Source organism: Pseudomonas sp. BP01 (assembly GCF_022760795.1).
Classification (GTDB): Bacteria; Pseudomonadota; Gammaproteobacteria; order Pseudomonadales; family Pseudomonadaceae; genus Aquipseudomonas; species Aquipseudomonas putida_Q.
Map to the genome: position 1 here is coordinate 1 of NZ_JAFBKA010000041.1, position 25651 is coordinate 25651.

Here is a 25651-nt window from a genome sequence, read left to right on the forward strand (position 1 = left end):
CCCACAGGTACTCCACAGGTCTTGAGAACTTTGGAGTACCTGCGGGAGCTGGCTTGCCGGCGATAGGGCCAGTACAGGCAACCTTAAATCACAAACAAATCCACGAACCTGTGCACTGCCATCCCTTCCAGCCGCTGCTGGTCCTTGCACACACTCACAATCTGTTCACACCGCTGCCGGGCAAAACGCGTCGCCAGGTTGGCCCTGAACTTGTCCTCCAGCAACGCAATACCCTCCCCGCGCCGCCGCCGGTGCCCGATCGGGTATTCCACCACCACTTTGTCAGTGCTGCTGCCATCCTTGAAAAACACTTGCAGCGCGTTGGCGATCGAACGCTTGTCCGGCTCCAGATACTCGCGACTGAAGCGCGGGTCTTCCACCACCTCCATCTTCTCGCGCAGGCGGTCGATGCTGGGGTGGTTGGCATGGAAGGCATCCTCATAATGCTCCGCCACCAGATGGCCGAAGATCAGCGGCACCGCCACCATGTACTGCAGGCAGTGGTCACGATCGGCAGCATTGGCCAGCGGCCCGCTCTTGGAAATGATGCGGATCGCCGACTCCTGGGTGGTGATGACGATACGGTCGATTTCATGCAGGCGGTTGCGCACCAGTGGATGCAGGGTTACCGCCGCCTCGCAGGCGGTCTGGGCATGGAATTCGGCAGGGAAACTGACCTTGAACAACACGTTTTCCATCACGTAGCTGCCCAAAGCTTGCGGCACGCGCAGCTCCTGCTGCCCGGCAGGTTTGAGTGCCAGGTCCTTGTTGGTATGGCTGAACAACACGTCGTAGAAGCCCCACTGTGGCGCAGTGAGCACGCCCGGTACGCCCATTTCCCCGCGCAAGGCGATATCGGCCAGGCGCACGCCCCGGCTGGAAGCATCACCAGCGGCCCAGGACTTGCGCGAGCCCGCATTGGGCGCGTGGCGGTAGGTGCGCAGGGCCTGGCCGTCGACGAAGGCATGGGACAAGGCCGAGAGCATCTGCTCGCGATTGGCCCCCATCAACTTGGCACAAACGGCGGTCGAGGCCACCTTCACCAGAATCACGTGATCGAGGCCGACGCGGTTGAAGGAATTTTCCAGTGCCAGCACACCTTGGATCTCATGAGCCATGACCATGGCTGCAAGCACATCACGCATCAGCAGCGGCGCCTCACCCGCGGCTACGTGCTTCTGTGACAGGTGATCAGCAACGGCCAGGATGCCGCCAAGGTTGTCCGAAGGATGAGCCCATTCAGCGGCCAGCCAGGTGTCGTTGTAGTCCAGCCAGCGCACCGTGCAGCCGATGTCCCAGGCCGCCTTGACCGGGTCGAGGCGGTAGGCGGTGCCGGGGACGCGGGCGCCATTGGGCACCAGCGTGCCTTCCACCTGAGGGCCAAGGAGCTTGGTGCATTCAGGGAAGCGCAGGGCCAGCAGGCCGCAGCCAAGGGTGTCCATCAGGCAGTTGCGTGCGGTGTCCAGGGCCTCGAGGGACTCGACCCGGTAGCCGAGGGCGTAGTCGGCCAGGGTTTGTAACACCCGGTCGTAGTCCGGGCGGTCATTGAGGTCTACGTTGGCGCTCATATCCAGCTCCCTTCAGAATTGCCGAGGCTGCTGTGCAGCCCTTCGCGGGCTCGCCCGCTCCCACAGGGGATCACAGCATCAGAACCTGTGGTCACCCTGTGGGAGCGGGCGAGCCCGCGAAGGGCCGCAAAGCGGCCCCAACGAACTAAAGCCGAGCGCCAGTGGTGCTTTAGAAGCTATCGCCAGGCACGCGAACCCAGCCCTCCATCAGCACGCGAGCACTGCGGCTCATGATTGCCTTGGTCACTGTCCATTCACCCTCTACGCGGCGCGCCTCGGCCCCGACCCGCAGGGTGCCCGAGGGGTGACCGAAACGCACAGCGCTGCGTTCGCCCCCGCCAGCGGCGAGGTTGACCAGCGTGCCCGGAATGGCCGCCGCGGTGCCGATTGCCACCGCCGCCGTACCCATCATGGCATGGTGCAGCTTGCCCATCGACAAGGCTCGCACCAACAGGTCGACATCCCCTGCCTGCACCGCCTTGCCACTGGACGCAGTGTAGGTGTTCGGTGGCGCAACGAACGCCACTTTTGGTGTGTGCTGACGCCCGGCAGCCTGGTCGACGTTGTCGATCAGCCCCATGCGCACGGCGCCATAAGCACGAATGGTCTCGAAACGCAGCAGCGCCTGCGGGTCGCCGTTGATGGCGTCCTGCAGTTCGGTACCGGTGTAGCCGATATCCGCCGCGTTCACGAAGATGGTCGGGATGCCCGCGTTGATCAAGGTGGCCTTGAAGGTACCGACACCCGGCACCTCCAGGTCATCGATCAGCTGGCCGGTCGGGAACATGGCACCACCGCCACCGTCTTCGTCGGCAGCCGGGTCAAGAAACTCCAGTTGCACCTCTGCCGCCGGGAAGGTCACCCCGTCCAGCTCGAAGTCGCCGGTTTCCTGTACTTCACCTTCGGTGATCGGTACATGGGCGATGATGGTCTTGCCGATATTCGCCTGCCAGATACGCACCGTGGCCATGCCGTTGCGTGGGATGCGCGCCGGGTCGACCAGGCCGCTGCTGATGGCGAACGAACCGACTGCGGCGGACAGATTGCCGCAGTTGCCGCTCCAGTCGACGAAAGCCTTGTCGATGCTGACCTGGCCGAACAGGTAGTCGACATCATGCTCAGGCTTGATGCTTTGCGACAGGATCACGGTCTTGCTGGTGCTCGACGTGGCGCCGCCCATGCCGTCGATCTGCTTGCCGTAAGGGTCGGGGCTGCCAATGACCCGCAGCAGCAGTGCGTCGCGGGCGGGGCCAGGGATCTGCGCCTGCTCGGGCAGGTCTTGCAGGCGGAAGAACACGCCTTTGCTGGTGCCGCCCCGGATGTAGGTGGCGGGGATTTTTACTTGCGGTACGTGTGCCATTGATGTGCTGTCCTGTCTGAAATGCATATGGCCTCTGGGGCTGCCTCGCAGCCCATCGCGACACAAGGCCGCTCCTAAAGGGATCGCGTGACGCTGTGGGAGCGGCCTTGTGTCGCGAAAGGGCCGCACAGCGGCCCCCGCTTCATGCTCAGGCGGTCGCTTCGAGGAAGTCCTGGGCAAAGCGCTGCAGCACCCCGCCCGCTTCGTAGATCGACACTTCCTCGGCGGTGTCCAGGCGGCAGGTCACCGGCACTTCCAGGCGCTCGCCATTGGCGCGGGTAACCACCAGCGTCAAGGTTGCCCGTGGCGTACGTGCGCCAAGCACGTCATAGGTCTCGCTACCGTCCAGGCCCAGGGTCTTGCGGTCGGTGCCCGGCTTGAACTCCAGCGGCAATACACCCATGCCCACCAGGTTGGTGCGGTGAATGCGCTCGAAGCCTTCGGCGACAATGGCCTCGACCCCCGCCAGGCGCACGCCCTTGGCCGCCCAGTCGCGGGACGAACCCTGGCCGTAGTCGGCGCCGGCAACGATGATCAGCGGCTGTTTGCGCTGCATGTAGGTCTCGATGGCCTCCCACATGCGGGTGACCTTGCCTTCCGGCTCGATACGCGCCAGCGAGCCCTGCTTCACGCTGCCGTCTTCCTTGCGCACCATTTCATTGAACAGCTTGGGGTTGGCGAACGTGGCACGCTGAGCGGTCAAGTGGTCGCCCCGGTGGGTGGCGTAGGAGTTGAAGTCCTCTTCCGGCAAGCCCATTTTCGCCAGGTACTCACCGGCAGCACTGTCGAGCATGATGGCGTTGGACGGCGACAGGTGGTCGGTGGTGATGTTGTCCGGCAGCACTGCCAGCGGGCGCATGCCGCGCAGGGTTCGCTCACCCGCCAACGCACCTTCCCAATACGGCGGGCGGCGGATATAGGTGCTCATCGGGCGCCAGTCGTACAGCGGCGCCACCTTCGGCCCACGGTCTTCCTCGATGGCGAACATCGGGATGTACACCTTGCGGAACTGTTCCGGCTTGACCGCAGCACGCACCACGGCGTCGATCTCTTCATCGCTCGGCCAGATATCCTTGAGGCGGATTTCCTTGCCATCGACCACGCCCAGCACATCCTTCTCGATGTCGAAGCGGATGGTACCGGCAATGGCATAGGCCACCACCAGCGGCGGCGAGGCCAGGAAGGCCTGCTTGGCATACGGGTGGATACGCCCGTCGAAGTTGCGGTTACCCGACAGCACGGCGGTGGCGTACAGGTCTCGGTCGATGATTTCTTGCTGGATCGCCGGGTCCAGGGCGCCAGACATCCCGTTGCAGGTGGTGCAGGCGAAGGCGACGATGCCGAAACCGAGTTGCTCCAGCTCCTTCTCCAGCCCGGCTTCTTCCAGGTAAAGCTGCACAGCCTTGGAACCTGGCGCCAGCGACGACTTGACCCACGGTTTGCGGGCCAGGCCCAGCCTGTTGGCATTGCGTGCAATCAAGCCTGCGGCGATCACGTTGCGCGGGTTGCTGGTATTGGTGCAACTGGTGATGGCGGCAATGATCACCGCGCCGTCCGGCATCTGCCCCGGCACCTCTTCCCAGCTGCCGGCAATGCCTTTGGCTGCCAGGTCGCTGGTAGCCACGCGCGCGTGCGGGTTGGACGGGCCGGCCATGTTGCGCACCACGCTCGACAGGTCGAAGCTCAAGGCGCGCTCGTAGACGGCGCCGCCCAGGCTGTCGGCCCACAGGCCGGTCGCCTTGGCATAGGTTTCTACCAGCTTGACCTGCTGCTCTTCACGGCCGGTCAGGCGCAGGTAGTCGATGGTCTGCTGGTCGATGGCGAACATCGCTGCGGTGGCGCCGTATTCAGGCGCCATGTTGGAAATGGTGGCGCGGTCGCCCAAGGTCAGGGCCCGGGCACCTTCACCGTGAAACTCCAGATAGGCGCCAACTACCTTCTGTTTGCGCAGGAATTCGGTCAGGGCCAGCACCAGGTCGGTGGCGGTGATGTTCGGCGCCAGCTTGCCGGTCAGCTCGACGCCGACGATTTCCGGCAGGCGCATCCAGGAGGCGCGGCCGAGCATCACGTTCTCGGCTTCCAGGCCACCCACGCCGATTGCGATCACACCCAGGGCATCGACATGCGGGGTGTGGCTGTCGGTGCCGACGCAGGTGTCCGGGTAGGCCACGCCACGGTCGTTGTGAATGACAGGCGACATCTTCTCCAGGTTGATCTGGTGCATGATGCCGTTGCCCGGCTGGATCACGTCGACGTTCTTGAACGCCTTCTTGGTCCAGTTGATGAAGTGGAAGCGGTCTTCGTTGCGGCGGTCTTCAATGGCCCGGTTCTTTTCGAAGGCCTGCGGGTCGAAGCCACCGCACTCCACTGCCAGCGAGTGGTCGACGATCAGTTGCACCGGCACCACCGGGTTGACGGCAGCCGGGTCGCCACCCTTGTCGGCGATGGCATCGCGCAGGCCGGCGAGGTCGACCAGCGCGGTCTGACCGAGGATGTCGTGGCACACCACGCGGGCCGGGAACCACGGGAAGTCGAGGTCGCGCTGGCGCTCGATCAGCTGGCCCAGCGAGGCGTCGAGGGTTGCCGGATCGCAGCGGCGCACCAGGTTCTCGGCGAGCACGCGGGACGTGTAAGGCAGGCCGTCGTAGGCGCCGGGCTTGATAGCCTCGACCGCCGCACGGGCATCGAAGTAGTCCAGGTCGGTGCCTGGCAGGTGCTTGCGGAATGCTGTGTTCATATCGTTATCAGGCTCGGTCACGGTACGGTCGTGGATAGCTTTCTAATTGCTGTCCTGTGTTGGCTGTTCCGGCCTCATCGCCGGCAAGCCAGCTCCCACAGGTACAGCACAAGCCTCAAAGGCGGTGCAACACCTGTGGGAGCTGGCTTGCCGGCGATGAGGCCGGAACAGGCCACCCCACAGGTTCGGTCTGTCAGCGCTGCTCGATCGGCACGAACTGGCGCTGCTCGACGCCGACATACTCGGCGCTCGGGCGGATGATGCGGTTGTTGGCGCGCTGCTCGAAGACGTGGGCTGCCCAGCCGGTCAGGCGCGAGCAGACGAAGATCGGGGTGAACAGCTTGGTCGGGATGCCCATGAAGTGGTACGCCGAGGCATGGTAGAAGTCAGCGTTGGGGAACAGCCGCTTTTGCTCCCACATGGTCTTGTCGATGGCTTCGGAAACCGGGTACAGCACCTTGTCGCCCACTTCGTCGGCCAGCTGCTTCGACCAGCCCTTGATCACCTCGTTGCGCGGGTCGGACTCTTTGTAGATGGCATGGCCAAAGCCCATGATCTTGTCCTTGCGCTCCAGCATGCGCAGCAGCTCGGCGGTGGCTTCCTGCGGGCTCTGGAAGCGCTCGATCAGCTCCATCGCCGCCTCGTTGGCACCGCCGTGCAGCGGGCCGCGCAGCGAGCCGATGGCAGCGGTGACGCAGGAGTACAGGTCGGACAGGGTCGAGGCGCAAACGCGGGCAGTGAAAGTCGAGGCATTGAACTCGTGCTCGGCGTACAGGATCAGCGACACGTTCATGACCTTGACGTGCAGCTCGCTAGGCTTCTTGCCGTGCAGCAGGTGCAGGAAGTGGCCGCCGAGCGTGTCTTCGTCACTGGTGCAATCGATGCGCACGCCATGGTGGGTGAAGCGGTACCAGTAGCACATCACTGCCGGGAACAGCGCCAGCAGGCGGTCGGTCTTGTCGCGCTGGGCTTCGAAGGTGAGCTCGGGCTCCAGGGTACCCAGTACCGAGCAACCGGTGCGCATCACGTCCATCGGGTGGGCGTCACGCGGAATACGCTCCAGCACTTCCTTCAATGCTTGCGGCAGGTCACGCAGGCCCTTGAGCTTGAGCTTGTAGTCGGCCAGCTCGGCCTGGGTTGGTAGCTCGCCGTACAGCAACAGGTAAGCGACTTCTTCGAATTCGGCACCTGCTGCCAGGTCACGCACGTCGTAACCCCGGTAGGTCAGCCCGGCACCGGCCTGGCCAACGGTCGACAGTGCGGTCTGGCCGGCCACCTGGCCACGCAGGCCTGCGCCACTGAGTACTTTCGCTTCGGCCATGGTGTTTCTCCTTTCTTGAATTTGTTATGGATTTATTCTGGCTAATTCGGGGTGTTGCTCAGCCCTTTTTCTGGGCAAACAGCGCGTCGAGGCTTTGCTCGAAGGCGTGGTAACCAATGGCATCGTAGAGCTCCATGCGAGTCTGCATGGTGTCGATGACGTTTTTCTGCGTGCCGTCGCGGCGCAGCGCGGTGTACACGTTCTCGGCGGCCTTGTTCATGGCACGGAAAGCCGACAGCGGGTACAGCACCAGCGACACGTCGACCGAGGCCAGCTCTTCGGTGGTGTACAACGGCGTGGCGCCGAATTCGGTGATGTTGGCCAGAATCGGTGCCTTCACCCGATCAGCAAACGTCTTGTACATCTGCAGTTCAGTGATGGCTTCCGGGAAGATCATGTCGGCGCCAGCCTCGATACACGCCTCGGCGCGATCAAGGGCAGCGTTCAGGCCTTCGACGGCCAGAGCATCGGTACGCGCCATGATCACGAAGCTGTCGTCGCTACGGGCATCGACAGCGGCCTTGATGCGGTCGACCATTTCCTGCTGGCTGACGATTTCCTTGTTCGGACGGTGGCCACAGCGTTTGGCGCCCACCTGGTCCTCGATATGGATGGCAGCAGCGCCAAACTTGCTCATCGAACGTACGGTGCGGGCGACGTTGAAGGCCGACGCACCAAAGCCGGTGTCGACATCCACCAGCAACGGCACGTCGCACACGTCGGTGATACGGCGCACATCGGTGAGCACGTCGTCCAGGCCGGTGATGCCCAGGTCCGGCAAGCCCAGCGAGCCTGCGGCCACGCCGCCACCGGACAGGTAGATGGCCTTGAAACCGGCGCGCTTGGCCAGCAGGGCATGGTTGGCGTTGATGGCACCAACCACCTGCAGTGGGTGTTCGGCTGCAACGGCGTCGCGGAAACGCTGACCGGGGGTGCTCTTCACAGTCATTTCTCACCTCGTGGGCTGTTGTTGTGGGCGTCCAGATAGTGACGCTCGATGTTGCGCTTGGACGCGCCGATGTGGCGACGCATCAGGAGTTCGGCCAGCTCGCCGTCACGGTCGGCGATGGCATCGAGAATGCGGTGGTGTTCGGCAAAGGCCTGGCGTGGCCGATTGGGCGTGGCAGAGAACTGGATGCGGTACATCCGCACCAGTTGGTACAGTTCGCCACACAGCATCTTGACCAGGGTCTGGTTGCCGCTGCCCTGGATAATCCGGTAATGGAAGTCGTAGTCGCCTTCCTGCTGGTAGTAACCCACACCAGCCTGGAATGCGGCATCGCGCTCATGGGTATCAAGCACACGGCGCAGTTCGTCGATGTCGCCTTGGCTCATGCGTTCGGCTGCCAGACGGCAGGCCATGCCTTCCAGCGACTCGCGGATTTCGTACAGTTCGATCAGCTCGGCGTGGTTCAGCGACACCACGCGCGCGCCCACATGCGGTACGCGCACCAGCAGGCGCTGGCCTTCCAGGCGGTGGATGGCCTCGCGCAGCGGCCCGCGGCTGATGCCGTAGGTGCGCGCCAGCTCCGGCTCGGAGATCTTGCTGCCGGGGGCGATTTCGCCCTTGACGATGGCCGCCTGAATACGCCGGAAGACGTTTTCAGACAAGGTTTCCGTTTCGTCTGTCAGCACCGGGCTGGGGGTGGAGAGGTCCTGCATATTGTCGACACCTTGAAAACTATTCGCCAGAAATTAGCGAATCAAGGCGCCACAGTCAAAGACAAAATGAATATTGTCGACAATCGTCTAAGAACGAACTAACCCCGGCACGGTGCTGTCAGATCGCGCACCGCTGGCGTCAAGACGTCGGCGTGATAGAATGCCGCGCCTCCGATGGGGTATGGATAGCCTGTCTGTCATACATTCATGCTTGTTGACAGATATAAGAGGAAGCTTGCGCAGTAGTTGCCAGTCGCCTTGACCAGAACCTTGCCTAGAACCTTGCACTGCACCGCGCCAGGATTATGAGACTTACACCCGTTTTAATGCTGCTATGCCTCACCCTGCTACCGGCCCTTGGCCAAGCTGCGGGTAAGACCGTCTATGGTCTCAACGAATATGCACGGTTGGGCGACCTGGACCTTGAAGTGGCCGCCAAGCTCGACACCGGCGCCAAGACTGCCTCGCTCAGCGCCCGCGATATCAAGCGGTTCAAGCGCAACGGCGAAAGCTGGGTGCGCTTCTACCTGGCCATCGATGCTGCCCATTCACACCCGATCGAGCGTCCGCTGGCACGCGTAAGCAAGATCAAGCGCCGGGCCGGCGATTATGATGCCGAATCGGGCAAGGCCTATACGGCACGCCCGGTCATCGAACTTGAAATCTGCATGGGCCAGGCCATGCGCACCATCGAAGTCAACCTCACCGACCGCAGCGCCTTCCAGTTCCCGCTGCTGATCGGCTCCGAGGCGCTCAAGCACTTCGACGCGCTGGTTGACCCAAGCCTTAAATATGCGGCCGGCAAACCTGCCTGTGCCACCGACGCTCCCAAAGCAGAGTAATCCCGATGCGCTCTCTTACCCTCCATCTGAAAGTCCTGATCACCGTACTGGTGCTACTGGGCGTGGCGGTCACGGCTTATCAGATCTTCTTCCTCGGTATTCCGGTGACCGAAGATGAAACCGACGACCTGTGGAACATCGACGCCAAGGTCGAGTTTGTGGCCAGCACCAAGGACCCGGTCAAGGTGCAGATGTTCGTGCCACCGCTGAACCGCGACTACGTCAGCCTCAACGAGAGCTTCATCTCCAACAACTACGGGGTGAGCGTCAACCGTGCCGACGGTAACCGCAAGGTCACCTGGTCGGCCCGTCGCGCCAACGGCAACCAGACCCTGTATTACCGCCTGGTGCTGACCAAGCGCTACAGCAACGAGAAGACCACGGTCAAAGGCCCGACCTTCCGTGACAGCCTGGCTATCGAAGGCCCCGAGAAAATCGCCGCCGAAGCCCTGATGGCGCCGATTCGCCAGCACTCTGCCGACGTCGAGACCTTCGTCAGCGAGACCATCAAGCGGGTCAACAACCTCAACGACGACAACGTCAAGCTGCTGTTGGCCGGCGACACTTCGCCGATGAAGAAGGCGCAGGTCATCGACCTGCTGCTGTCGATCGCCCACGTGCCGATGGAAAAGGTACACACCATCCGCCTGGTGGCCGACACCCCGCAAACCCCGGAACTGTGGCTGCGCAGCTTCAACGGTAACGACTGGCTGTACTTCAACCCGGACACCGGCGAGCAAGGCCTGCCCAGTGACCGCCTGCTGTGGTGGACCGGTGACGACAACCTGATCACCGTCGATGGCGGCAAGAAGGCCAACGTCACCTTCAGCATGAACAACAGCGAGATGAACGCCATCCGCCTGGCCAAGCTGACCGACGAGAACACCGACGCCGACTTCCTCGAGTACTCGCTGTACAGCCTGCCGCTGCAGACCCAGCAAACCTTCATGATCATGGTAATGATCCCGATCGGCGTGCTGGTGATCCTGGTGCTGCGTAACCTGATCGGCCTGCAGACCCTGGGCACCTTCACCCCGGTGCTGATCGCCCTGGCCTTCCGCGAGACCCAGCTGGGCTTCGGCATCGTGCTGTTCACGGTGATTACCGCGCTTGGCCTGTCGTTACGCTCGTACCTGGAACACCTCAAGCTGCAAATGCTGCCACGCCTGTCGGTGGTGCTGACCTTCGTCGTGGTGCTGATCGCCGCCATCAGCCTGTTCAGCCACAAGCTGGGCCTTGAGCGCGGGCTGTCGGTGGCATTGTTCCCGATGGTGATCCTGACCATGACCATCGAGCGCCTGTCGATCACCTGGGAAGAGCGTGGCGGTGGCCATGCCATGAAAGTGGCCATCGGCACCCTGTTTGCAGCCTCTTTGGCGCACCTGCTGATGATGGTGCCGGAGCTGGTGTACTTCGTGTTCACGTTCCCGGCCGTACTGCTGATCCTGGTGGGCTTCATGCTGGCGATGGGCCGCTATCGTGGCTACCGCCTGACCGAACTCGTGCGCTTCAAGGCATTCCTGAAGAAGGCTGACGCCTGATGTTTGGCCTGATCAAGACGTGGAAAGCCCTGGAGGCCCGGGGCATCATGGGTATCAACCGGCGCAACGCGGACTACGTGTTGAAGTACAACAAGCGCAGCTTGTACCCGATCGTCGACGACAAGATCATCACCAAGGAACGCGCCCTGGCGGCCGGTATCCATGTGCCGGAAATGTACGGCATCATCGAAACCGAGAAAGAAATCGACAAGCTCGACCAGATCATTGGCGGGCGCAGCGATTTCGTCATCAAGCCGGCGCAAGGCGCCGGCGGTGACGGCATCCTGGTGATCGCCGACCGCTTCGAGGACCGCTACCGCACGGTGTCGGGCAAAATCATCAGCCATGAGGAAATCGAGCACCAGATTTCGAGCATCCTCACCGGCCTGTACTCGCTGGGCGGCCACCGCGACCGCGCACTGATCGAGTACCGGGTTACCCCCGACCAGATCTTCAAGAGCATCAGCTACGAAGGTGTGCCGGACATCCGCATCATCGTGCTGATGGGTTACCCGGTAATGGCCATGCTGCGCTTGCCGACCCGCCAGTCCGGCGGCAAGGCCAACCTGCACCAGGGCGCCATCGGCGTAGGCGTTGACCTGGCCACCGGCGTAACCCTGCGCGGTACCTGGCTGAACAACATCATCAGCAAGCACCCGGACACCACCAACGCGGTGGACGGCGTGCAGTTGCCGAACTGGGACGGCTTCATGAAGCTGGCCGCCGGCTGCTATGAACTGTGCGGGCTGGGTTACATCGGTGTGGACATGGTACTGGACCAGGAAAAGGGCCCGCTGATTCTCGAGCTCAACGCCCGCCCAGGCCTGAACATCCAGATTGCCAACGACTGCGGTCTGACCCAGCGCACCCACGCCATCGAGGCGCACATCGAAGCGCTGGCGAAGGATGGCGTGACCGAAGATGTCGAGCAGCGCGTTCGGGTAGCTCAGGGTTTGTTCGGGCACGTGCCTAACCGCTGAATTGCCGGGGCTGCCTTGCAGCCCATTCGCTGCACAAGGCTGCCCCTACAGGTACTGCGCAGGTTTCCAGGGCTGCGTTCCACCTGTAGGAGCAGCCTTGTGCTACGAATGGGCCAAACACACTGTTGAATGTCGCGCCCAGTGCTAGGCGCTTTTCCTGCACAGGTCTACAATCGCCCTCCTCGCTTTTACATCGCCGTCCACACTGATGCCGACCTGTACGCTTTACCCCCTGCCCTACCAGCCCGACCCAGCCGCCTATTTTGCCCGCCTGCGCCAGGCCCCCGGCGCGATCCTGCTCGACAGCGCCCGCCCCGGCGCCGAACGCGGCCGCTTTGACCTGCTCAGTGCCTGGCCATTGCAGCAGCTGCAAGCGCACCCCGGCGAACAAGGCCGCACCTTCCTCCAGCGCCTGCGTGCCGGCCTGGCCCACCTGGGCCATGCGCAACTGCCAGAAGGCAGCGAGCTACCCTTTGCCGGCGGCCTGATCGGCTACCTGAGCTACGACTTCGGCCGCCGCCTGGAACAGCTGCCAAGCCTGGCCGTGGATGACCTCGGCCTGCCCGACGCGCAACTGGGCCTGTATGCCTGGGCACTGGTCAGCGACCATGTGCATGGCACCAGCCAGCTGGTGTTCCACCCGAGCCTTGCAGACAGCGAACGTGAACGCCTGATCACGCTTTTCGAAGGCGCCTGCAGCACTGCAAGTGGCGGCTTCAAGCTGCTCGCGCCGATGGTCGGCGACCTGCAGCCCGACCAGTACCGGGCCGCCTTCGACCAGGTACAACGCTACATCCAGGCCGGCGACTGCTACCAGATCAACCTTACCCAACGCTTCCGCGCACCCTGCCAGGGCGACCCGTGGCAGGCCTATCAGGCCCTGCGCCACGCCTGCCCGACACCGTTTTCCGGCTACCAGCAACTGGCCGACGGCAGCGCCTTGCTGAGCTTTTCGCCTGAGCGCTTCATCCGCGTCAGCCAGGGCCAGGTGGAAACCCGACCAATCAAGGGCACTCGCCCACGCGCCAACGACCCGGTTGAAGACAAGCGCAATGCCGAGGAACTGCTGCACAGTCCCAAGGACCGCTCGGAAAACCTGATGATCGTCGACCTGCTGCGCAACGACCTGGGGCGCACCTGCAAGATCGGTTCGGTGAAAGTACCGGAACTGTTCAGCCTGGAGAGTTACCCCAACGTCCACCACCTAGTCAGCAGCATCACCGGCCAGTTGGCCAGCGACAAGGATGCCCTGCACCTGATCGGCGACAGCTTCCCCGGTGGCTCGATCACCGGGGCGCCGAAGATTCGCGCCATGCAGATCATCGACGAGCTGGAGCCGGCGCGCCGGGCGCTGTACTGCGGCTCGCTGCTGTATGTGGATGTGCGCGGCGAGATGGACAGCTCGATTGCCATTCGCAGCCTGCTGGTCAAAGACGGCCAGGTCAGTTGCTGGGGCGGCGGTGCCGTGGTGGCCGACTCCGAGTGGCAGGCCGAATATGAAGAGTCGATCGCCAAGGTGCGAGTGTTGATGCAGACCTTGCAGGGCCTGTGAGTCCGTCTAGCCCGCGTTTTTTTGTTACCATCACCTTACTACGAGCGCACAGCGCCACAGCCAAGATGGAAACCGCCTGATGAGCCAACCCTTCGACGTCGCCGCCCTGGCCGCGACCTACGCCAACAAGTCCCCGCAGGACATTCTCAAGCTCGCCTTCGAGCATTTTGGTGATGACCTGTGGATCTCCTTCAGCGGTGCCGAGGACGTGGTGCTGGTCGACATGGCCTGGAAGCTGAACAAGCAGGTCAAGGTGTTCAGCCTCGACACCGGCCGCCTGCACCCAGAGACTTACCGGTTCATCGACCAGGTGCGCGAACAGTACAACCTGCCGATTGAACTGCTCAGCCCCGACCGTGCCAAGCTTGACCCGTTCGTCAAGGAAAAGGGCTTGTTCAGCTTCTACAAGGACGGCCACGGCGAGTGCTGCGGCATTCGCAAGATCGAGCCACTGCGCCGCAAGCTGGCCACCGTGAGCGCCTGGGCCACCGGCCAGCGCCGTGACCAGAGCCCGGGCACCCGCAGCCAGGTGGCGGCCCTGGAAATCGACAGCGCCTTCTCTACCCCCGAGCGCACCCTGTACAAGTTCAACCCGCTGGCGCAGATGAGCAGTGAGGAAGTGTGGGGTTATATCCGCATGCTTGAGCTGCCCTACAACAGCTTGCATGAGCGCGGCTTCATCAGCATCGGCTGCGAGCCGTGCACCCGCCCGGTACTACCAAACCAGCATGAGCGTGAAGGGCGTTGGTGGTGGGAAGAGTCGACGCAGAAGGAATGCGGGTTGCACGCAGGCAACCTGATCAGCAAGGCTTGAGATAGCCGGGGCTGCGTTGCAGCCCTATCGCGACACAAGGCCGCTCCTACAGGAAATCGCATGTCCCTGCAGGAGCGGCCTTGTGCCGCGAAAGGGCCGCAAAGCGGCCCCGCACAATTGCGGATCAGTGCACCGGCAGTTCAACGCCTGCGAACAGCTCTTCAAGCTCTTGCTTGTTATGGCACTGAATGGCCTTGGCCATTACTTCGCGGGTCAGGTGCGGGGCAAACTTCTCGATGAAGTCGCACATGAAGCCACGCAGGAAGGTGCCACGGCGGAAGCCGATCTTGGTGATGCTGGCCTCGAACAGCTCGCTGGCATCCAGGGCCACCAGGTCATTGTCGAGTTTGGCGTCCACGGCCATACCCGCGACGATACCCACGCCCAGTCCAAGGCGCACATAGGTCTTGATCACGTCGGCATCTGCCGCGGTAAACACCACTTTTGGCGTGAGGCCACGGTGGTTGAAGGCTTCGTCCAGCTTCGAGCGCCCGGTGAAACCAAACACGTAGGTGACGATCGGGTATTCGGCAACGGCTTCCAGGGTCAGTTTCGGCAGCTTGGCCAGCGGATGACCCTGCGGCACCACAACGCAGCGATTCCACTTGTAGCACGGCATCATGATCAGGTCGCCGAACAGCTCCAGCGCCTCAGTGGCGATGGCGAAGTCAACGGTACCGTCCGCAGCCATCTCGGCAATCTGCATGGGCGAACCCTGGTGCATGTGCAAGGACACTTCCGGGTATTGCTTGATGAAGCTGCTGATCACCGGCGGCAAGGCATAGCGTGCCTGGGTATGGGTGGTGGCAATGGACAGCGTGCCCTTTTTCTCGTTGGAGAACTCCTGGGCGATCTGCTTGATGCTCTCGACCTTGCGCAGGATTTCGCCGGCGGTATTGATGATGCGCTCCCCGGCTGGCGTGACACGGGTCAGATGCTTGCCGCTGCGCGCAAAGACTTCAACACCCAGTTCGTCTTCGAGCAGGCGGATCTGCTTGCTGATACCTGGCTGGGAGGTATACAGGCTTTGCGCCGTCGCGGAGACGTTGAGGTCATGGTGCGCCACTTCCCAGATGTAGCGCAGTTGTTGAAGCTTCATAGGTTTCCCTCGGTTCAGCGATGAGTCCGCGGCAGCAGGCAGCGACGATATATAACTATATTAGTGGTTCTGGAAATAAATCTAGAACTATTTTGTTACGTGCCCCGGAAATGGTCCACGGCCATCTTCACACTTTCCTACGCCCCAAATGCTGCGCCAACGGCACCATATACACCGGCACCGGCGACAGCTGCAGCAGCCGCACCGCTGTGCGCCCCAGGGGCACATCCACCCCTGCACCAGCACTGTGGCTGCCGAAAATCAACAGGTCGACGCTAAGCCGCTGCGCCTGGTCAAGGATCACCTGGGCCGGGTCGCCCTGGCGTACCCGCACCGCCTTTATCACCGCCAGGTCGGCCTCCTCGCCCAACTCATCGCGAAAGCTCTCCAGCACGCGCTGCTCGATGTTGGCCATCACCGTGCTCACCCCCTGGCTGTGCAACTGGTCGAGCGTCTGCTCATCGAGGTAGCTCTGCAGGAGGGATTCGGCGAACTGCCCCATTGGCTCCACCGCATGAATCACATACAGCTCGGCGTTGAATGTGCGCGCCAAGGCCAGCGCGTGCTGCATCACAAAAGGGGCGTAGACACCGAGGTCGGTGGCGTACAGCATGGAGCGGATCATTCGACCTCCTCGACTGCCGCAGCGGCAGAGCAAGCTTCAGCTTAGCAGCGCGCCGGACGCACGCTTTGCCGTCCGGCGCACTGCCCGGCGGGGGCTGAAGGGCCCCACAAGAGCGCGCTGCCGAGGTCAAAGCTACCCTCAGCGGCGTCCATCGCTGCTGTCGAGGAAACTCAGTGCCTGGTACAGCATTTCCATGCGCGGCAAGGTGCAGCCTGCCGCGCGTGCACGCGCCAGTGGCTCGCCATAGATAGCCTGCAGCTCCAACGGGCGCATAAGGGCATAATCGTGATACATGCTTGGCCAGTAGTCGGGCATGCGCCCGGTCATCTGGAACAGGTGCTCGGCATAGCCCTCGGGCAACAGGTGCCCGCAGGCGGCAGCGCCTTGCACCACCTCAGCCATCAAGGCCTGGATCAATTCACGGCTATGGCTGCTTGCCATCAGCCCAGTAGTCCCTTCACCCAGCAGCACCGACAGGCCGTTATAAGGCACGTTCCACACCAGCTTCTGCCAGCGCGCCAAGTCCAGGTTCGGCATGGCCTGCGAATCGATGCCCGCCGCCTGGAACAACCCTGCACCTTCACTGACCACCGCAGCACCACCCTCATTGGCCGGCCCACTGTGGTAGCCCAGGTTGACCGCCCCCAGGGCCTGGTGACGAATCACACCCGGCGCGTGGCGGTTGACGCAGATGAAGCACAGGCCGCCGAGCAGGTGCATGTCGCTGCGCAAGGCCGGACGCAGCTGCTCCTCCACACCCAAGCCGTTTTGCAGCAGCAGAACTTTGGCGCCAGGCGCAGCGGCCTGCACGATCGACGGCGCGAGCTGGTCGTTGCTGGTGGCCTTGGCACCGACCAGCAACCAGTCGCAAGGCGGCATGTCGGCGGCACTGGCATAGGCCTGCACCTTCATCAGCAGCTTACCGTGCACCGCACTGTCCAGCGCCAACCCCTGTTCGCGTACAACCTGGTACTCGCTGCGCAGCAGAAAATGCACGTCGAAACCGGCGCGGGCCAGCATCAACCCATAAAAGCCACCGATAGCCCCACTGCCAATGATGCCGATGCGTGGTGTGTGCGGATGCATGCCGACCTCCAGGTAAATGTCAGCCTTCTTTTTACACAGCTTGCGCACTGGCAGGTAGCCCATGGACGCCAACGCGCCACTGGAGCAGGTAAAACAGCACGCTGACGGGACTTGCGCCCATTGTCGCGCCACCCGTAACGCGCTAAGGTTCGGCTCCCCGCTGCGATTATTCTTGCTGCTGGGCCGCACGGGGATAGTTGGCGGCCGGCACCCGTGACCTGACGAGTAACACGATGGCTGATTTACCGATCGATGACTTGAACGTTGCCTCCAACGAGACCCTGATCACCCCCGATCAGCTCAAGAAGGAAATCCCCCTCAGCGCCAAGGCCCTGCAGACCGTGACTGCCGGCCGTGAAGTGGTGCGCAATATTCTCGACGGCACGGACCATCGCCTGTTCGTCGTGGTCGGCCCTTGCTCCATCCACGACATCAAGGCCGCCCACGAATACGCCCAGCGCCTGAAGGTGCTGGCCGAAGAAGTGTCCGATACGCTGTACCTGGTCATGCGTGTGTATTTCGAAAAGCCGCGCACCACTGTCGGCTGGAAGGGCCTGATCAACGACCCGTACCTGGATGACTCGTTCAAGATCCAGGATGGCCTGCACATCGGCCGTCAGTTGCTGCTGGACCTGGCCGAAATGGGCTTGCCTACCGCTACCGAAGCGCTGGACCCGATTTCCCCGCAATACCTGCAGGACCTGATCAGCTGGTCGGCCATCGGCGCCCGTACCACCGAATCCCAGACGCACCGTGAAATGGCCTCGGGCCTGTCCTCGGCGGTCGGCTTCAAGAACGGCACTGACGGCGGCCTGACCGTTGCCATCAATGCCTTGCAGTCGGTGTCCAAGCCACACCGCTTCCTCGGCATCAACCAGGAAGGCGGCGTGTCGATCGTCACCACCAAGGGCAACCCGTATGGCCACGTGGTACTGCGCGGCGGCAACGGCAAGCCCAACTACGACTCGGTCAGCGTCGCCCTGTGCGAGCAGGACCTGGCCAAAGCCAAGATCAAGGCCAACATCATGGTCGATTGCAGCCACGCCAACTCCAACAAGGACCCGGCCCTGCAACCGCTGGTGATGGAGAACGTTGCCAACCAGATCCTGGAAGGCAACCAGTCTATTATCGGCCTGATGGTGGAAAGCCACCTGAACTGGGGCTGCCAATCGATACCGAAAGACCTGAACGAATTGCAGTACGGCGTCTCGATTACCGACTCGTGCATCGACTGGTCGGCGACCGAGAAGACCCTGCGCAGCATGCATGCCAAGTTGAAGGATGTGCTGCCGCAGCGTAAGCGCGGCTGATTGATGTAAAAAAAGCGGGCCGCCTCGCGCCCCATCGCAACGCAAGGCCGCTCCTACAGGAATCGCATATCCCTGTAGGAGCGGCCTTGCGTTGCGATGGGGCGCGAAGCGGCCCCCGTTTTTTACGGATGGCGTCAGGCCTTGCTCGAGTGCCGCTGCTGGCGCTCCATGTAGCGTTCCACATAGGAGCACGACGGGATCACGGTGTAGCCCATTTGTTCAGCGTACTCCAGAGCCCGCTCGGTCAATGCGGCAGCAATCCCGCGGCCCCGCAAGGCGTTGGGCACGAAGGTGCGATAGATGTCCAGCGTCTGCTTGCCCAGATCCATGTACGTCAGATAGGCACGATGACCGTCCACGTTGGTCTCGAACTGATGACCGGCCTGGTCATGGTGGATGGTCAGCGCTTCGCTCATCACTACTCCTCGCAGGTCTTCTCGGCAGACCCATACCTTAACCGATGGTGGTTTATCCGGCGCAAAATCCTCTACGCCACCTGTTGCCCCTTCGACCTCTGGACGATTGTTATCGTTCGGATCCTCTGGCCTCACAAGATAGTAGGCGCCGCAAATGGGATTGCTCAAGGTGGCGGTGGCTAAAAATGGCGAAAATGCCGAGAAAGCGACTCTCCCCTGCACCGCCAACAGCCGGAGGATGTTGTAGGGCTTAAGACGTCGAAAGACAGTTAAAGTCACCGTTAGTTCAACAAAAAAGTTCCTGCACTACAATCGCTTGCGTACCCTGCTCGCTTTTTTCACGCGCGCGTGGCAAATCGTGTCGCCCCGGCGCCAAGCAACATTTTTTTTGCGGTTCTTGCGCTCAGTCAGTTTACTTACTACAAGTAATGGGTACTATGTACGCCGGCCAGTTTCTCTTTCCTGAGAGATGGCTATTTAATAGAAAGTCCTTGAAGGGGAACACGATGAACAACGTTCTGAAATTCTCTGCTCTGGCTCTGGCCGCAGTTCTGGCCACCGGTTGCAGCAGCGTATCCAAAGAAACCGAAGCTCGTCTGACTGCGACTGAAGACGCAGCAGCTCGCGCTCAAGCTCGTGCTGACGAAGCCTACCGTAAGGCTGACGACGCACTGGCAGCTGCTCAGAAGGCTCAGCAGACCGCTGACGAAGCCAACGAGCGCGCTCTGCGTATGCTGGACAAAGCCAGCCGCAAGTAATAATCCTCACGGATTGTTAAAAAGCCGACCCTCTTATGGGTCGGCTTTTTTATTGCCTGCCAGCCAGGTAAATACGCCCGACAGTAACGAAAAGGCCCGCACTAAGGCGGGCCGTGATGTGTCGCAATTACCTTACTGCAGTTCGGGCGGAATGCTCGACACCATTGGCGCGCTACCCGGGTTCTCGACCGGCACGGCAATTTCTACCGGCATGCCATCTTCTGCAGCCACCACGTCACGCACCATGTCCCAGTTCATGCGCAGGTTATTGGCCAGGTCTTCACGCTTGAGCAAAGCGTTGATAACTGCGGTGTGTTTGTCCACCACCGAAGGGTTACCTTGATCGTCCAGCGGTGTGTGCGCCTCCAGATAGACCTTGCCGCCGCTGATACCGAACTTGTAAGGCTCATTGATAATGCGCACCGGAGTGCCCACCGGCACCATCTTCGACAGTTCCAGCACGTTGTTGTTGAGCATACGGAAGCAGCCGTGGCTGGTACGCATGCCAATGCCGAACTTCTTGTTCGAACCGTGGATCAGGTAGCCCGGCACGCCCAAGGTGAACTTGAACGGCCCCAGCGGGTTGTCCGGGCCAGCCGGCACCACTGCCGGCAGGATGTCACCGTCTGCCGCGTGCTCTTTGCGGATCGAAGCGGGTGGCGTCCAGGTCGGGTTCGGCGTCTTGGCGGTGATCTTGGTGTTGGCGATCGGCGACCCCCAACCCTCACGACCAATGCCCAGCGGGAAGGTATGCACCACGTTCTCCCCTTTCGGGAAGTAGTACAGGCGGTACTCGGCCAGGTTGATGACGATGCCTTCGCGCGGGCCCGGCGGCAGCACGTACCGGGTCGGCAGGATAATCTCGGTACCGGCGCCCGGCAGCCAGGGGTCGACACCCGGGTTGGCGGCAATCATTTCCAGGTAGCCAAGATCATTGGCGGTGCCGATGTCGGCGAACGTGTCCTCGTACTTGGCCTTGATCACGTGCACCTGGCCGACGATGTCTTCACCGGGCGGTGGCAGTGGCAGCTCCAGCGCAGTAGCGGGGCCCGCTACCAGCAGGGCGGCCAGGGACAGGCTACGGGTGACGGCAGGAAAGCGCGGCAACATCCGGTAAATCCTTCGAAAGATGGGTCAAGAGGATCGATTGTACACCCGCACCGATACAAGCGGGAGGCATTGGCGCGATGCAAGCGTTTCAGATGATGAAAGGTGCGTGCCGTTCAGCTGGCTTGCAGCTCTGGCCAGACCGGGCGCATGCCACGCCGCTGGGCATCGAGGATGGCACGGCACAGGTCACACAGGCGGTTGTCGCGGTAAATACTGCGCGGCACCCCCGACCAACGCGGCTGCGCCGGCAGCAGGCCGCCGCACAAGGTACGGTCGACCGGCACGCCCAGCTCAAGCTGGCGGGCCACCAGGTGGACGCGGATTTCCTGGCAGGCGAACAGGTCGAGCTGCTCGTCGGGCTCGATCAGTTGATAGGCATACAGGGACCAGGCAGGGCGCGGCATCGGGGGCACTCGAAACGGGGGGCGCAACATTAGCCGAAAGCCCGGCCCGTTTAAAGCGTCATAGCAAGGGTTTTATCGCCGGCCAGGCATTTTCCAGCAGTCGCTGCTGGGCACCCTGGGCCGGGTGGATGCCGTCGGCCTGCATCAATTCAGGCACGCCACCTACCCCTTCGAGAAAAAACGGCACCAATGGCACCTGCTTGTCCACAGCCAGCTGCTCATACACCTTGGCAAAAGCGGTGGTATAGCGCACGCCGTAATTGGGCGGCAGGCGCATGCCCAGCAACACCACCTTGGCACCCGCCTGGCGCGCACTCTCGATCATCGAGGCAAGATTTTGTTGCAATTGCGCGGGTGGCTGGCCACGCAGGCCATCGTTGCCGCCCAACTCCAGCACCACCAGGTTCGGTTTATGCGCTGCAAGCAGCGCCGGCAGCCGCGCCTGGCCACCCGCGCTGGTATCGCCGCTGATGGACGCATTGACCACTTTGTCGTCGAAACCTTCGTCCTTGAGCCGGGTCTGCAACAGAGTGACCCATCCCTGGCGGGTATCCAGGCCAAAACCGGCGCTGATACTATCGCCAACAACCAGCAGTGTTCCCGCCGCCGCGCTCTGGGCCAGGCAATACAGGGCCAGACCGGCACTCAACCACCACATTCGCATCGGATTCTCCATGGGCCCCAACATACTCGTTGCGCAGAACCTTAGCAAAGTGGTCCCCAGCGCGGAAGGTGACCTGACCATCCTCCATGCTCTCTCCCTCGAACTGGCCAAAGGCGACAGCCTGGCCATCGTCGGCGCCTCGGGCTCGGGCAAGTCGACCCTGCTCGGCCTGCTCGCCGGCCTCGACCGGCCCAGCGCCGGCAAGGTCATCCTCGCCGGCAACGACCTGGGGCCACTGGATGAAGACCAGCGCGCCCGGGTACGCGCCGAACATGTGGGTTTCGTGTTCCAGTCATTCCAGCTGCTCGACAGCCTCAATGCGCTGGAAAACGTCATGCTGCCACTGGAGCTGGACGGCCGCCGCGATGCCCGCGAACAGGCGCGTACCCTGCTGGAGCGGGTCGGCCTCGGCAAGCGTCTGAGCCACACCCCGCGCCAACTGTCGGGCGGCGAACAGCAGCGGGTAGCCATCGCCCGCGCTTTCGCCGCACAGCCGGCGGTGTTGTTTGCCGACGAACCCACCGGCAACCTCGACAGCCACACGGGTGAGCGCATCAGCGACTTGCTGTTTGAATTGAACAAGGAGCGCGGTACCACCCTGGTGTTGGTCACCCATGACGAACGCCTGGCCCGGCGCTGCCGCCGCCAGATCCGCCTGGACGCGGGGCGCCTGGTGGCGCCGGTGGAGGCCTGATGAAGCACATGCCGTTGTCCCGTCTGTGCGGCCTGGCCCTGCGCCAGTTGCTGCGCGACATTCGCGCCAGCGAAGTGCGCGTGCTGTTCTTTGCCCTGCTGGTGGCGGTGGCAGCCAGCACCGCCATCGGCTACTTCGGTGCACGCCTTAACGGCGCCATGCAACTACGCGCCAGCGAATTCCTGGGCGCCGACCTGGTGCTGCAGGGCAGTGCCCCCGCCCGCCAGCAGCAGATCGATAGCGGCACGGCACTTGGCCTGCGCCATGCGCAGGTGGTCGAGTTCACCAGTGTGGTGGGCGGCGACAACGGCATCCAGTTGTCCAGCGTCAAGGCCGCCGACGGCGCCTACCCATTGCGCGGGCAAGTACGCAGCGCTGCGGCGCCCTATGCCGAGGAAACACCTGGCGGCGGCCCGGTACCTGGCGAGGCCTGGGTCGAGCCGCGCCTGCTGGCGGCGCTGGGGCTGGCGATTGGCGACAGCATCGACGTCGGCATGAAAACCCTGCGCATGAGCCGTGTGCTTACTTACGAACCGGATCGCGCCAACAACTTCTACAGCCTTACCCCGCGGGTGATGATGAACCTGGCCGACCTGGAGGCCACCGGTGTGATCCAGCCGGGCAGCCGGGTCACCTACCGCGACCTGTGGCGCGGCGATGCAGCGGCACTGGCCCAATACCGCCAGGGCCTGGAAAAAGACCTGGCCGCCAACCAGCGCTTGCGCGACACACGCGACGGCAACCAACAGATCGGTGGTGCCCTGGGCAAGGCCGAACGCTACCTGAACATGGCCAGCTTGGTGGCAGTGCTACTAGCCGGGGTCGCCGTGGCCTTGTCGGCCAGCCGTTATGCCGCACGTCGCCTGGATGCCAGCGCGCTGCTGCGCTGCCTGGGCCTCTCACGCCGCCAGGCACTGGGCCTGTATTGCCTGCAGCTGGCCATGCTCGGCCTGGTCGCCGCCTTTGCCGGCGCCCTGCTCGGCTGGCTGGCACAGTTGGGCCTGTTCCGCCTGCTGCATGGCCTGCTGCCAAGCGTGGTGCCGGCCGGCGGCATCGTCCCGGCCCTCGCCGGCATCGGCACCGGGTTGGTTGCACTGGCTGGCTTCGCCCTGCCGCCGATTGCCGCCTTGGGCCAAGTCCCGCCACTGCGGGTACTGCGCCGTGATCTGTTGCCGATACCACCCAGCAGCTGGTTGGTGTACGGCGCCGCACTGTTTGCCCTGGGCCTGATCATGTGGCGCCTGAGCCTCGACCTGCTGCTCACGTTCGCCCTGCTCGGTGGCGGCCTGGTTGCTGCATTGCTGCTCGGCGGCCTGCTGTTGCTCGGCTTGCGCAGCCTGCGCCGGCTGCTGGCCGGGGCACCACTGGCCTGGCGCCTGGGGCTTGGCCAGTTGCTGCGCCACCCCACGGCCGCTGCGGGCCAGGCCTTGGCCTTTGGCCTGATCCTGCTAGCCATGGCGTTGGTCGCCCTGCTACGCGCAGAACTGCTCGACACCTGGCAAGCTCAGTTACCCAAGGATGCGCCCAACCATTTCGCCCTGAACATCCTGCCGGATGATCGCGAGCCGTTCGCTCAACGCCTGCATCAGGTCAACGCCACTTCAGCGCCTTTGTACCCGGTAACGCCCGGGCGCCTGGTGCAAATCAACGAGCAACCGGTACAGCAAATCGTCAGCAAGGACTCGGCAGGTGAGCGCGCCGTGCAGCGCGACCTCAGCCTGACCTGGGCTGCCGAGCTGCCCGAAGGCAATGCCCTGACCGCAGGCAACTGGTGGCAAGCCTTGCCCGCCAGCGACGAAACCCCCGGTGTATCGGTGGAGGCGGAGCTGGCCAGCAGCCTGAAACTGAAAATGGGCGACCTGCTGACCTTCGACATCGGCGGCCAGCAGCGCCAGGCACGGGTCAGCAGCCTGCGCAGCGTGCACTGGGACAGCTTCCAGCCAAACTTCTACATGATCTTCCAGCCCGGCACACTGCAGGGGCTGCCGACCACCTACCTGACCAGCTTCTATCTGGCGCCGGGCCACGACCTGGATGTGGTGGCGCTGTCGCGAGCATTCCCGGCGGTGACCATCCTGCAGGTAGATGCCTTGCTCGACCAGCTGCGTAGCATCCTCGCCCAGGTGACCCTGGCGGTGGAATATGTGCTGCTCTTCGTGCTGGCCGCCGGGCTGGCGGTGCTGTTCGCCGGCTTGCAGGCAACGCTGGACGAACGCATTCGCCAGGGTGCCTTGTTGCGTGCGCTAGGGGCGGCGCGACCATTGCTGGTCAAGGCACGGCGTATCGAGTTCGGCTTGCTGGGGGCAGCCAGCGGATTGTTGGCCGCAGTGGGCTGTGAGCTGATTACCCTGGTGCTGTACCGCTATGCCTTCGACTTGCAGTGGAGCCCGCACCCGTGGCTGCTGGCGCTGCCGCTGGCGGGGGCGCTGCTGGTGGGCGGTGCGGGGGTGCTGGGGACCCGGCGAGCGTTGAATGCCAGCCCGTTGGCGGTGTTGCGCGACAGTTGAGGGTTACCCGCCCCGGCCCCTTCGCGGGCACGCCCGCTCCCACAGGTCCGGCACAATGCTCAAATGCTGTGATATTTCTGTGGGAGCGGGCGTGCCCGCGAAGGGGCCGGTGCAGACAACATCAATTCATTGGCCGTAACTGATGCTGTTCACATACCAGGTCGCTTCACCGGTAGGCGTGTGCACCACCACCTCATCGCCCTCCTCCTTCTTGAGCAAGGCGCGCGCCATGGGCGAGTCGATCGAGATGTAATCGTTGCGCCCGTAGATCTCGTCATAGCCGACAATGCGAAACTTCATGGTCTCGCCATCGTCATTCTCGACCTCGACCCAGGCACCGAAAAACACCTTGCCTTCCTGTTGCGGCGAGTAGGCCACCACCTTCACATCTTCAAGACGCTTGCGCAGGTAACGCACCCGGCGGTCGATTTCGCGCAACAGCTTTTTGTTGTACTGGTAGTCGGCATTCTCGCTGCGGTCGCCCAGTGACGCCGCCCAGGCAACCTTCTGGGTGATCTCCGGGCGATAGACGCGCCACAGGTGGTCCAGCTCTTTCTTCAGCGCCTCATGGCCTTGCGTGGTGATGATGTTGGTACTCAAC

At 62.9% G+C, this 25651-nt stretch carries 23 protein-coding genes; 9 read left to right on the forward strand and 14 right to left on the reverse strand.

The genetic code is table 11. The features are described from left to right. Positions 1-83: 83 nt before the first annotated feature. The 6 genes from prpD to JOY50_RS25755 form a co-directional block, all read right to left on the reverse strand. On the reverse strand, positions 84-1568 hold the full coding sequence (gene prpD, locus JOY50_RS25730) for a 2-methylcitrate dehydratase (protein WP_132846051.1): 1485 nt from the start codon (positions 1566-1568) through the stop codon (positions 84-86). Between the two features lie 169 nt (positions 1569-1737). Continuing rightward, complete coding sequence (gene prpF / locus JOY50_RS25735) at positions 1738-2928, reverse strand: 2-methylaconitate cis-trans isomerase PrpF (protein ID WP_132846049.1); 1191 nt, start codon at positions 2926-2928, stop codon at positions 1738-1740. A gap of 148 nt (positions 2929-3076) precedes the next feature. Beyond that, positions 3077-5665: a Fe/S-dependent 2-methylisocitrate dehydratase AcnD gene (gene acnD / locus JOY50_RS25740; RefSeq protein WP_132846046.1), complete on the reverse strand. Its 2589-nt coding sequence runs from the start codon at positions 5663-5665 to the stop codon at positions 3077-3079. A 193-nt stretch (positions 5666-5858) separates the two neighbouring features. Then, on the reverse strand, positions 5859-6986 hold the full coding sequence (gene prpC / locus JOY50_RS25745) for a 2-methylcitrate synthase (RefSeq protein WP_016500532.1): 1128 nt from the start codon (positions 6984-6986) through the stop codon (positions 5859-5861). A gap of 58 nt (positions 6987-7044) precedes the next feature. Next, complete coding sequence (gene prpB / locus JOY50_RS25750) at positions 7045-7935, reverse strand: methylisocitrate lyase (protein WP_016485912.1); 891 nt, start codon at positions 7933-7935, stop codon at positions 7045-7047. Further along, positions 7932-8648, reverse strand: coding sequence for a GntR family transcriptional regulator (locus JOY50_RS25755; protein WP_086978296.1), 717 nt, complete (start codon positions 8646-8648; stop codon positions 7932-7934). Before JOY50_RS25755 ends, prpB begins: the two co-directional genes overlap by 4 nt. Positions 8649-8953: 305 nt before the next feature. On the opposite strand from JOY50_RS25755, the gene JOY50_RS25760 reads away from it, so the two are divergent. From JOY50_RS25760 to JOY50_RS25780, 5 genes are all read left to right on the forward strand, one after another. Next, positions 8954-9490 (forward strand): ATP-dependent zinc protease, encoded by a 537-nt coding sequence (locus JOY50_RS25760; RefSeq protein ID WP_019470703.1) that lies wholly within the window; start codon positions 8954-8956, stop codon positions 9488-9490. A 5-nt stretch (positions 9491-9495) separates the two neighbouring features. Next, entirely contained in the window at positions 9496-11031 is a 1536-nt protein-coding gene (locus JOY50_RS25765) for an inactive transglutaminase family protein (RefSeq protein WP_132846041.1), read from the forward strand. Then, positions 11031-12011, forward strand: a complete 981-nt coding sequence (locus tag JOY50_RS25770) for an alpha-L-glutamate ligase-like protein (protein ID WP_132846039.1) — start codon at positions 11031-11033, stop codon at positions 12009-12011. Before JOY50_RS25765 ends, JOY50_RS25770 begins: the two co-directional genes overlap by 1 nt. Before the next feature lie 208 nt (positions 12012-12219). Then, entirely contained in the window at positions 12220-13563 is a 1344-nt protein-coding gene (gene pabB / locus JOY50_RS25775; protein WP_138736881.1) for an aminodeoxychorismate synthase component I, read from the forward strand. A gap of 79 nt (positions 13564-13642) precedes the next feature. Beyond that, positions 13643-14377, forward strand: a complete 735-nt coding sequence (locus JOY50_RS25780; protein WP_016500538.1) for a phosphoadenylyl-sulfate reductase — start codon at positions 13643-13645, stop codon at positions 14375-14377. A 124-nt stretch (positions 14378-14501) separates the two neighbouring features. Here JOY50_RS25780 and cysB read toward each other — a convergent pair whose 3' ends face one another. The 3 genes from cysB to JOY50_RS25795 all read right to left on the reverse strand — a co-directional run bounded on the left by cysB (position 14502) and on the right by JOY50_RS25795 (position 17187). Next, positions 14502-15476 carry an HTH-type transcriptional regulator CysB gene (gene cysB, locus JOY50_RS25785; RefSeq protein ID WP_016485905.1) on the reverse strand — a complete coding sequence of 325 codons (975 nt, stop codon included), beginning with the start codon at positions 15474-15476 and terminating at the stop codon, positions 14502-14504. 127 nt (positions 15477-15603) lie between these two features. After that, on the reverse strand, positions 15604-16101 hold the full coding sequence (locus JOY50_RS25790) for a universal stress protein (protein WP_016485904.1): 498 nt from the start codon (positions 16099-16101) through the stop codon (positions 15604-15606). 138 nt (positions 16102-16239) lie between these two features. Continuing rightward, on the reverse strand, positions 16240-17187 hold the full coding sequence (locus JOY50_RS25795) for a putative 2-dehydropantoate 2-reductase (RefSeq protein ID WP_132846031.1): 948 nt from the start codon (positions 17185-17187) through the stop codon (positions 16240-16242). Positions 17188-17420: 233 nt separating this feature from the next. Between JOY50_RS25795 and JOY50_RS25800 the strand changes: the two genes are divergently transcribed. Further along, on the forward strand, positions 17421-18497 hold the full coding sequence (locus JOY50_RS25800; protein ID WP_132846028.1) for a 3-deoxy-7-phosphoheptulonate synthase: 1077 nt from the start codon (positions 17421-17423) through the stop codon (positions 18495-18497). 134 nt (positions 18498-18631) lie between these two features. Here the strand turns inward: JOY50_RS25800 and JOY50_RS25805 are convergent, their stop codons facing one another. Next, positions 18632-18913, reverse strand: a complete 282-nt coding sequence (locus JOY50_RS25805; protein ID WP_003250290.1) for a GNAT family N-acetyltransferase — start codon at positions 18911-18913, stop codon at positions 18632-18634. Positions 18914-19419: 506 nt separating this feature from the next. Between JOY50_RS25805 and oprI the strand changes: the two genes are divergently transcribed. Continuing rightward, positions 19420-19671 carry an outer membrane lipoprotei OprI gene (gene oprI / locus JOY50_RS25810; protein ID WP_003259780.1) on the forward strand — a complete coding sequence of 84 codons (252 nt, stop codon included), beginning with the start codon at positions 19420-19422 and terminating at the stop codon, positions 19669-19671. A 132-nt stretch (positions 19672-19803) separates the two neighbouring features. Here oprI and JOY50_RS25815 read toward each other — a convergent pair whose 3' ends face one another. The 3 genes from JOY50_RS25815 to JOY50_RS25825 all read right to left on the reverse strand — a co-directional run bounded on the left by JOY50_RS25815 (position 19804) and on the right by JOY50_RS25825 (position 21849). After that, positions 19804-20781, reverse strand: coding sequence for a L,D-transpeptidase family protein (locus JOY50_RS25815; protein ID WP_132846025.1), 978 nt, complete (start codon positions 20779-20781; stop codon positions 19804-19806). Between the two features lie 113 nt (positions 20782-20894). Continuing rightward, positions 20895-21185 carry a hypothetical protein gene (locus tag JOY50_RS25820; protein ID WP_019470710.1) on the reverse strand — a complete coding sequence of 97 codons (291 nt, stop codon included), beginning with the start codon at positions 21183-21185 and terminating at the stop codon, positions 20895-20897. Between the two features lie 58 nt (positions 21186-21243). Further along, positions 21244-21849, reverse strand: a complete 606-nt coding sequence (locus JOY50_RS25825) for an arylesterase (RefSeq protein WP_026034378.1) — start codon at positions 21847-21849, stop codon at positions 21244-21246. A 10-nt stretch (positions 21850-21859) separates the two neighbouring features. On the opposite strand from JOY50_RS25825, the gene JOY50_RS25830 reads away from it, so the two are divergent. Both JOY50_RS25830 and JOY50_RS25835 read left to right on the forward strand, forming a co-directional pair. Next, a complete protein-coding gene (locus tag JOY50_RS25830) occupies positions 21860-22543 on the forward strand; it encodes an ABC transporter ATP-binding protein (RefSeq protein ID WP_019470712.1) in 684 nt (227 codons plus the stop codon). Beyond that, a complete protein-coding gene (locus tag JOY50_RS25835; protein ID WP_138736882.1) occupies positions 22543-25050 on the forward strand; it encodes an ABC transporter permease in 2508 nt (835 codons plus the stop codon). The genes JOY50_RS25830 and JOY50_RS25835 overlap by 1 nt, the downstream gene beginning before the upstream one ends. Positions 25051-25176: 126 nt before the next feature. Here JOY50_RS25835 and greB read toward each other — a convergent pair whose 3' ends face one another. Then, positions 25177-25650: a transcription elongation factor GreB gene (gene greB, locus JOY50_RS25840; protein WP_016485896.1), complete on the reverse strand. Its 474-nt coding sequence runs from the start codon at positions 25648-25650 to the stop codon at positions 25177-25179. Position 25651 lies beyond the last annotated feature (1 nt).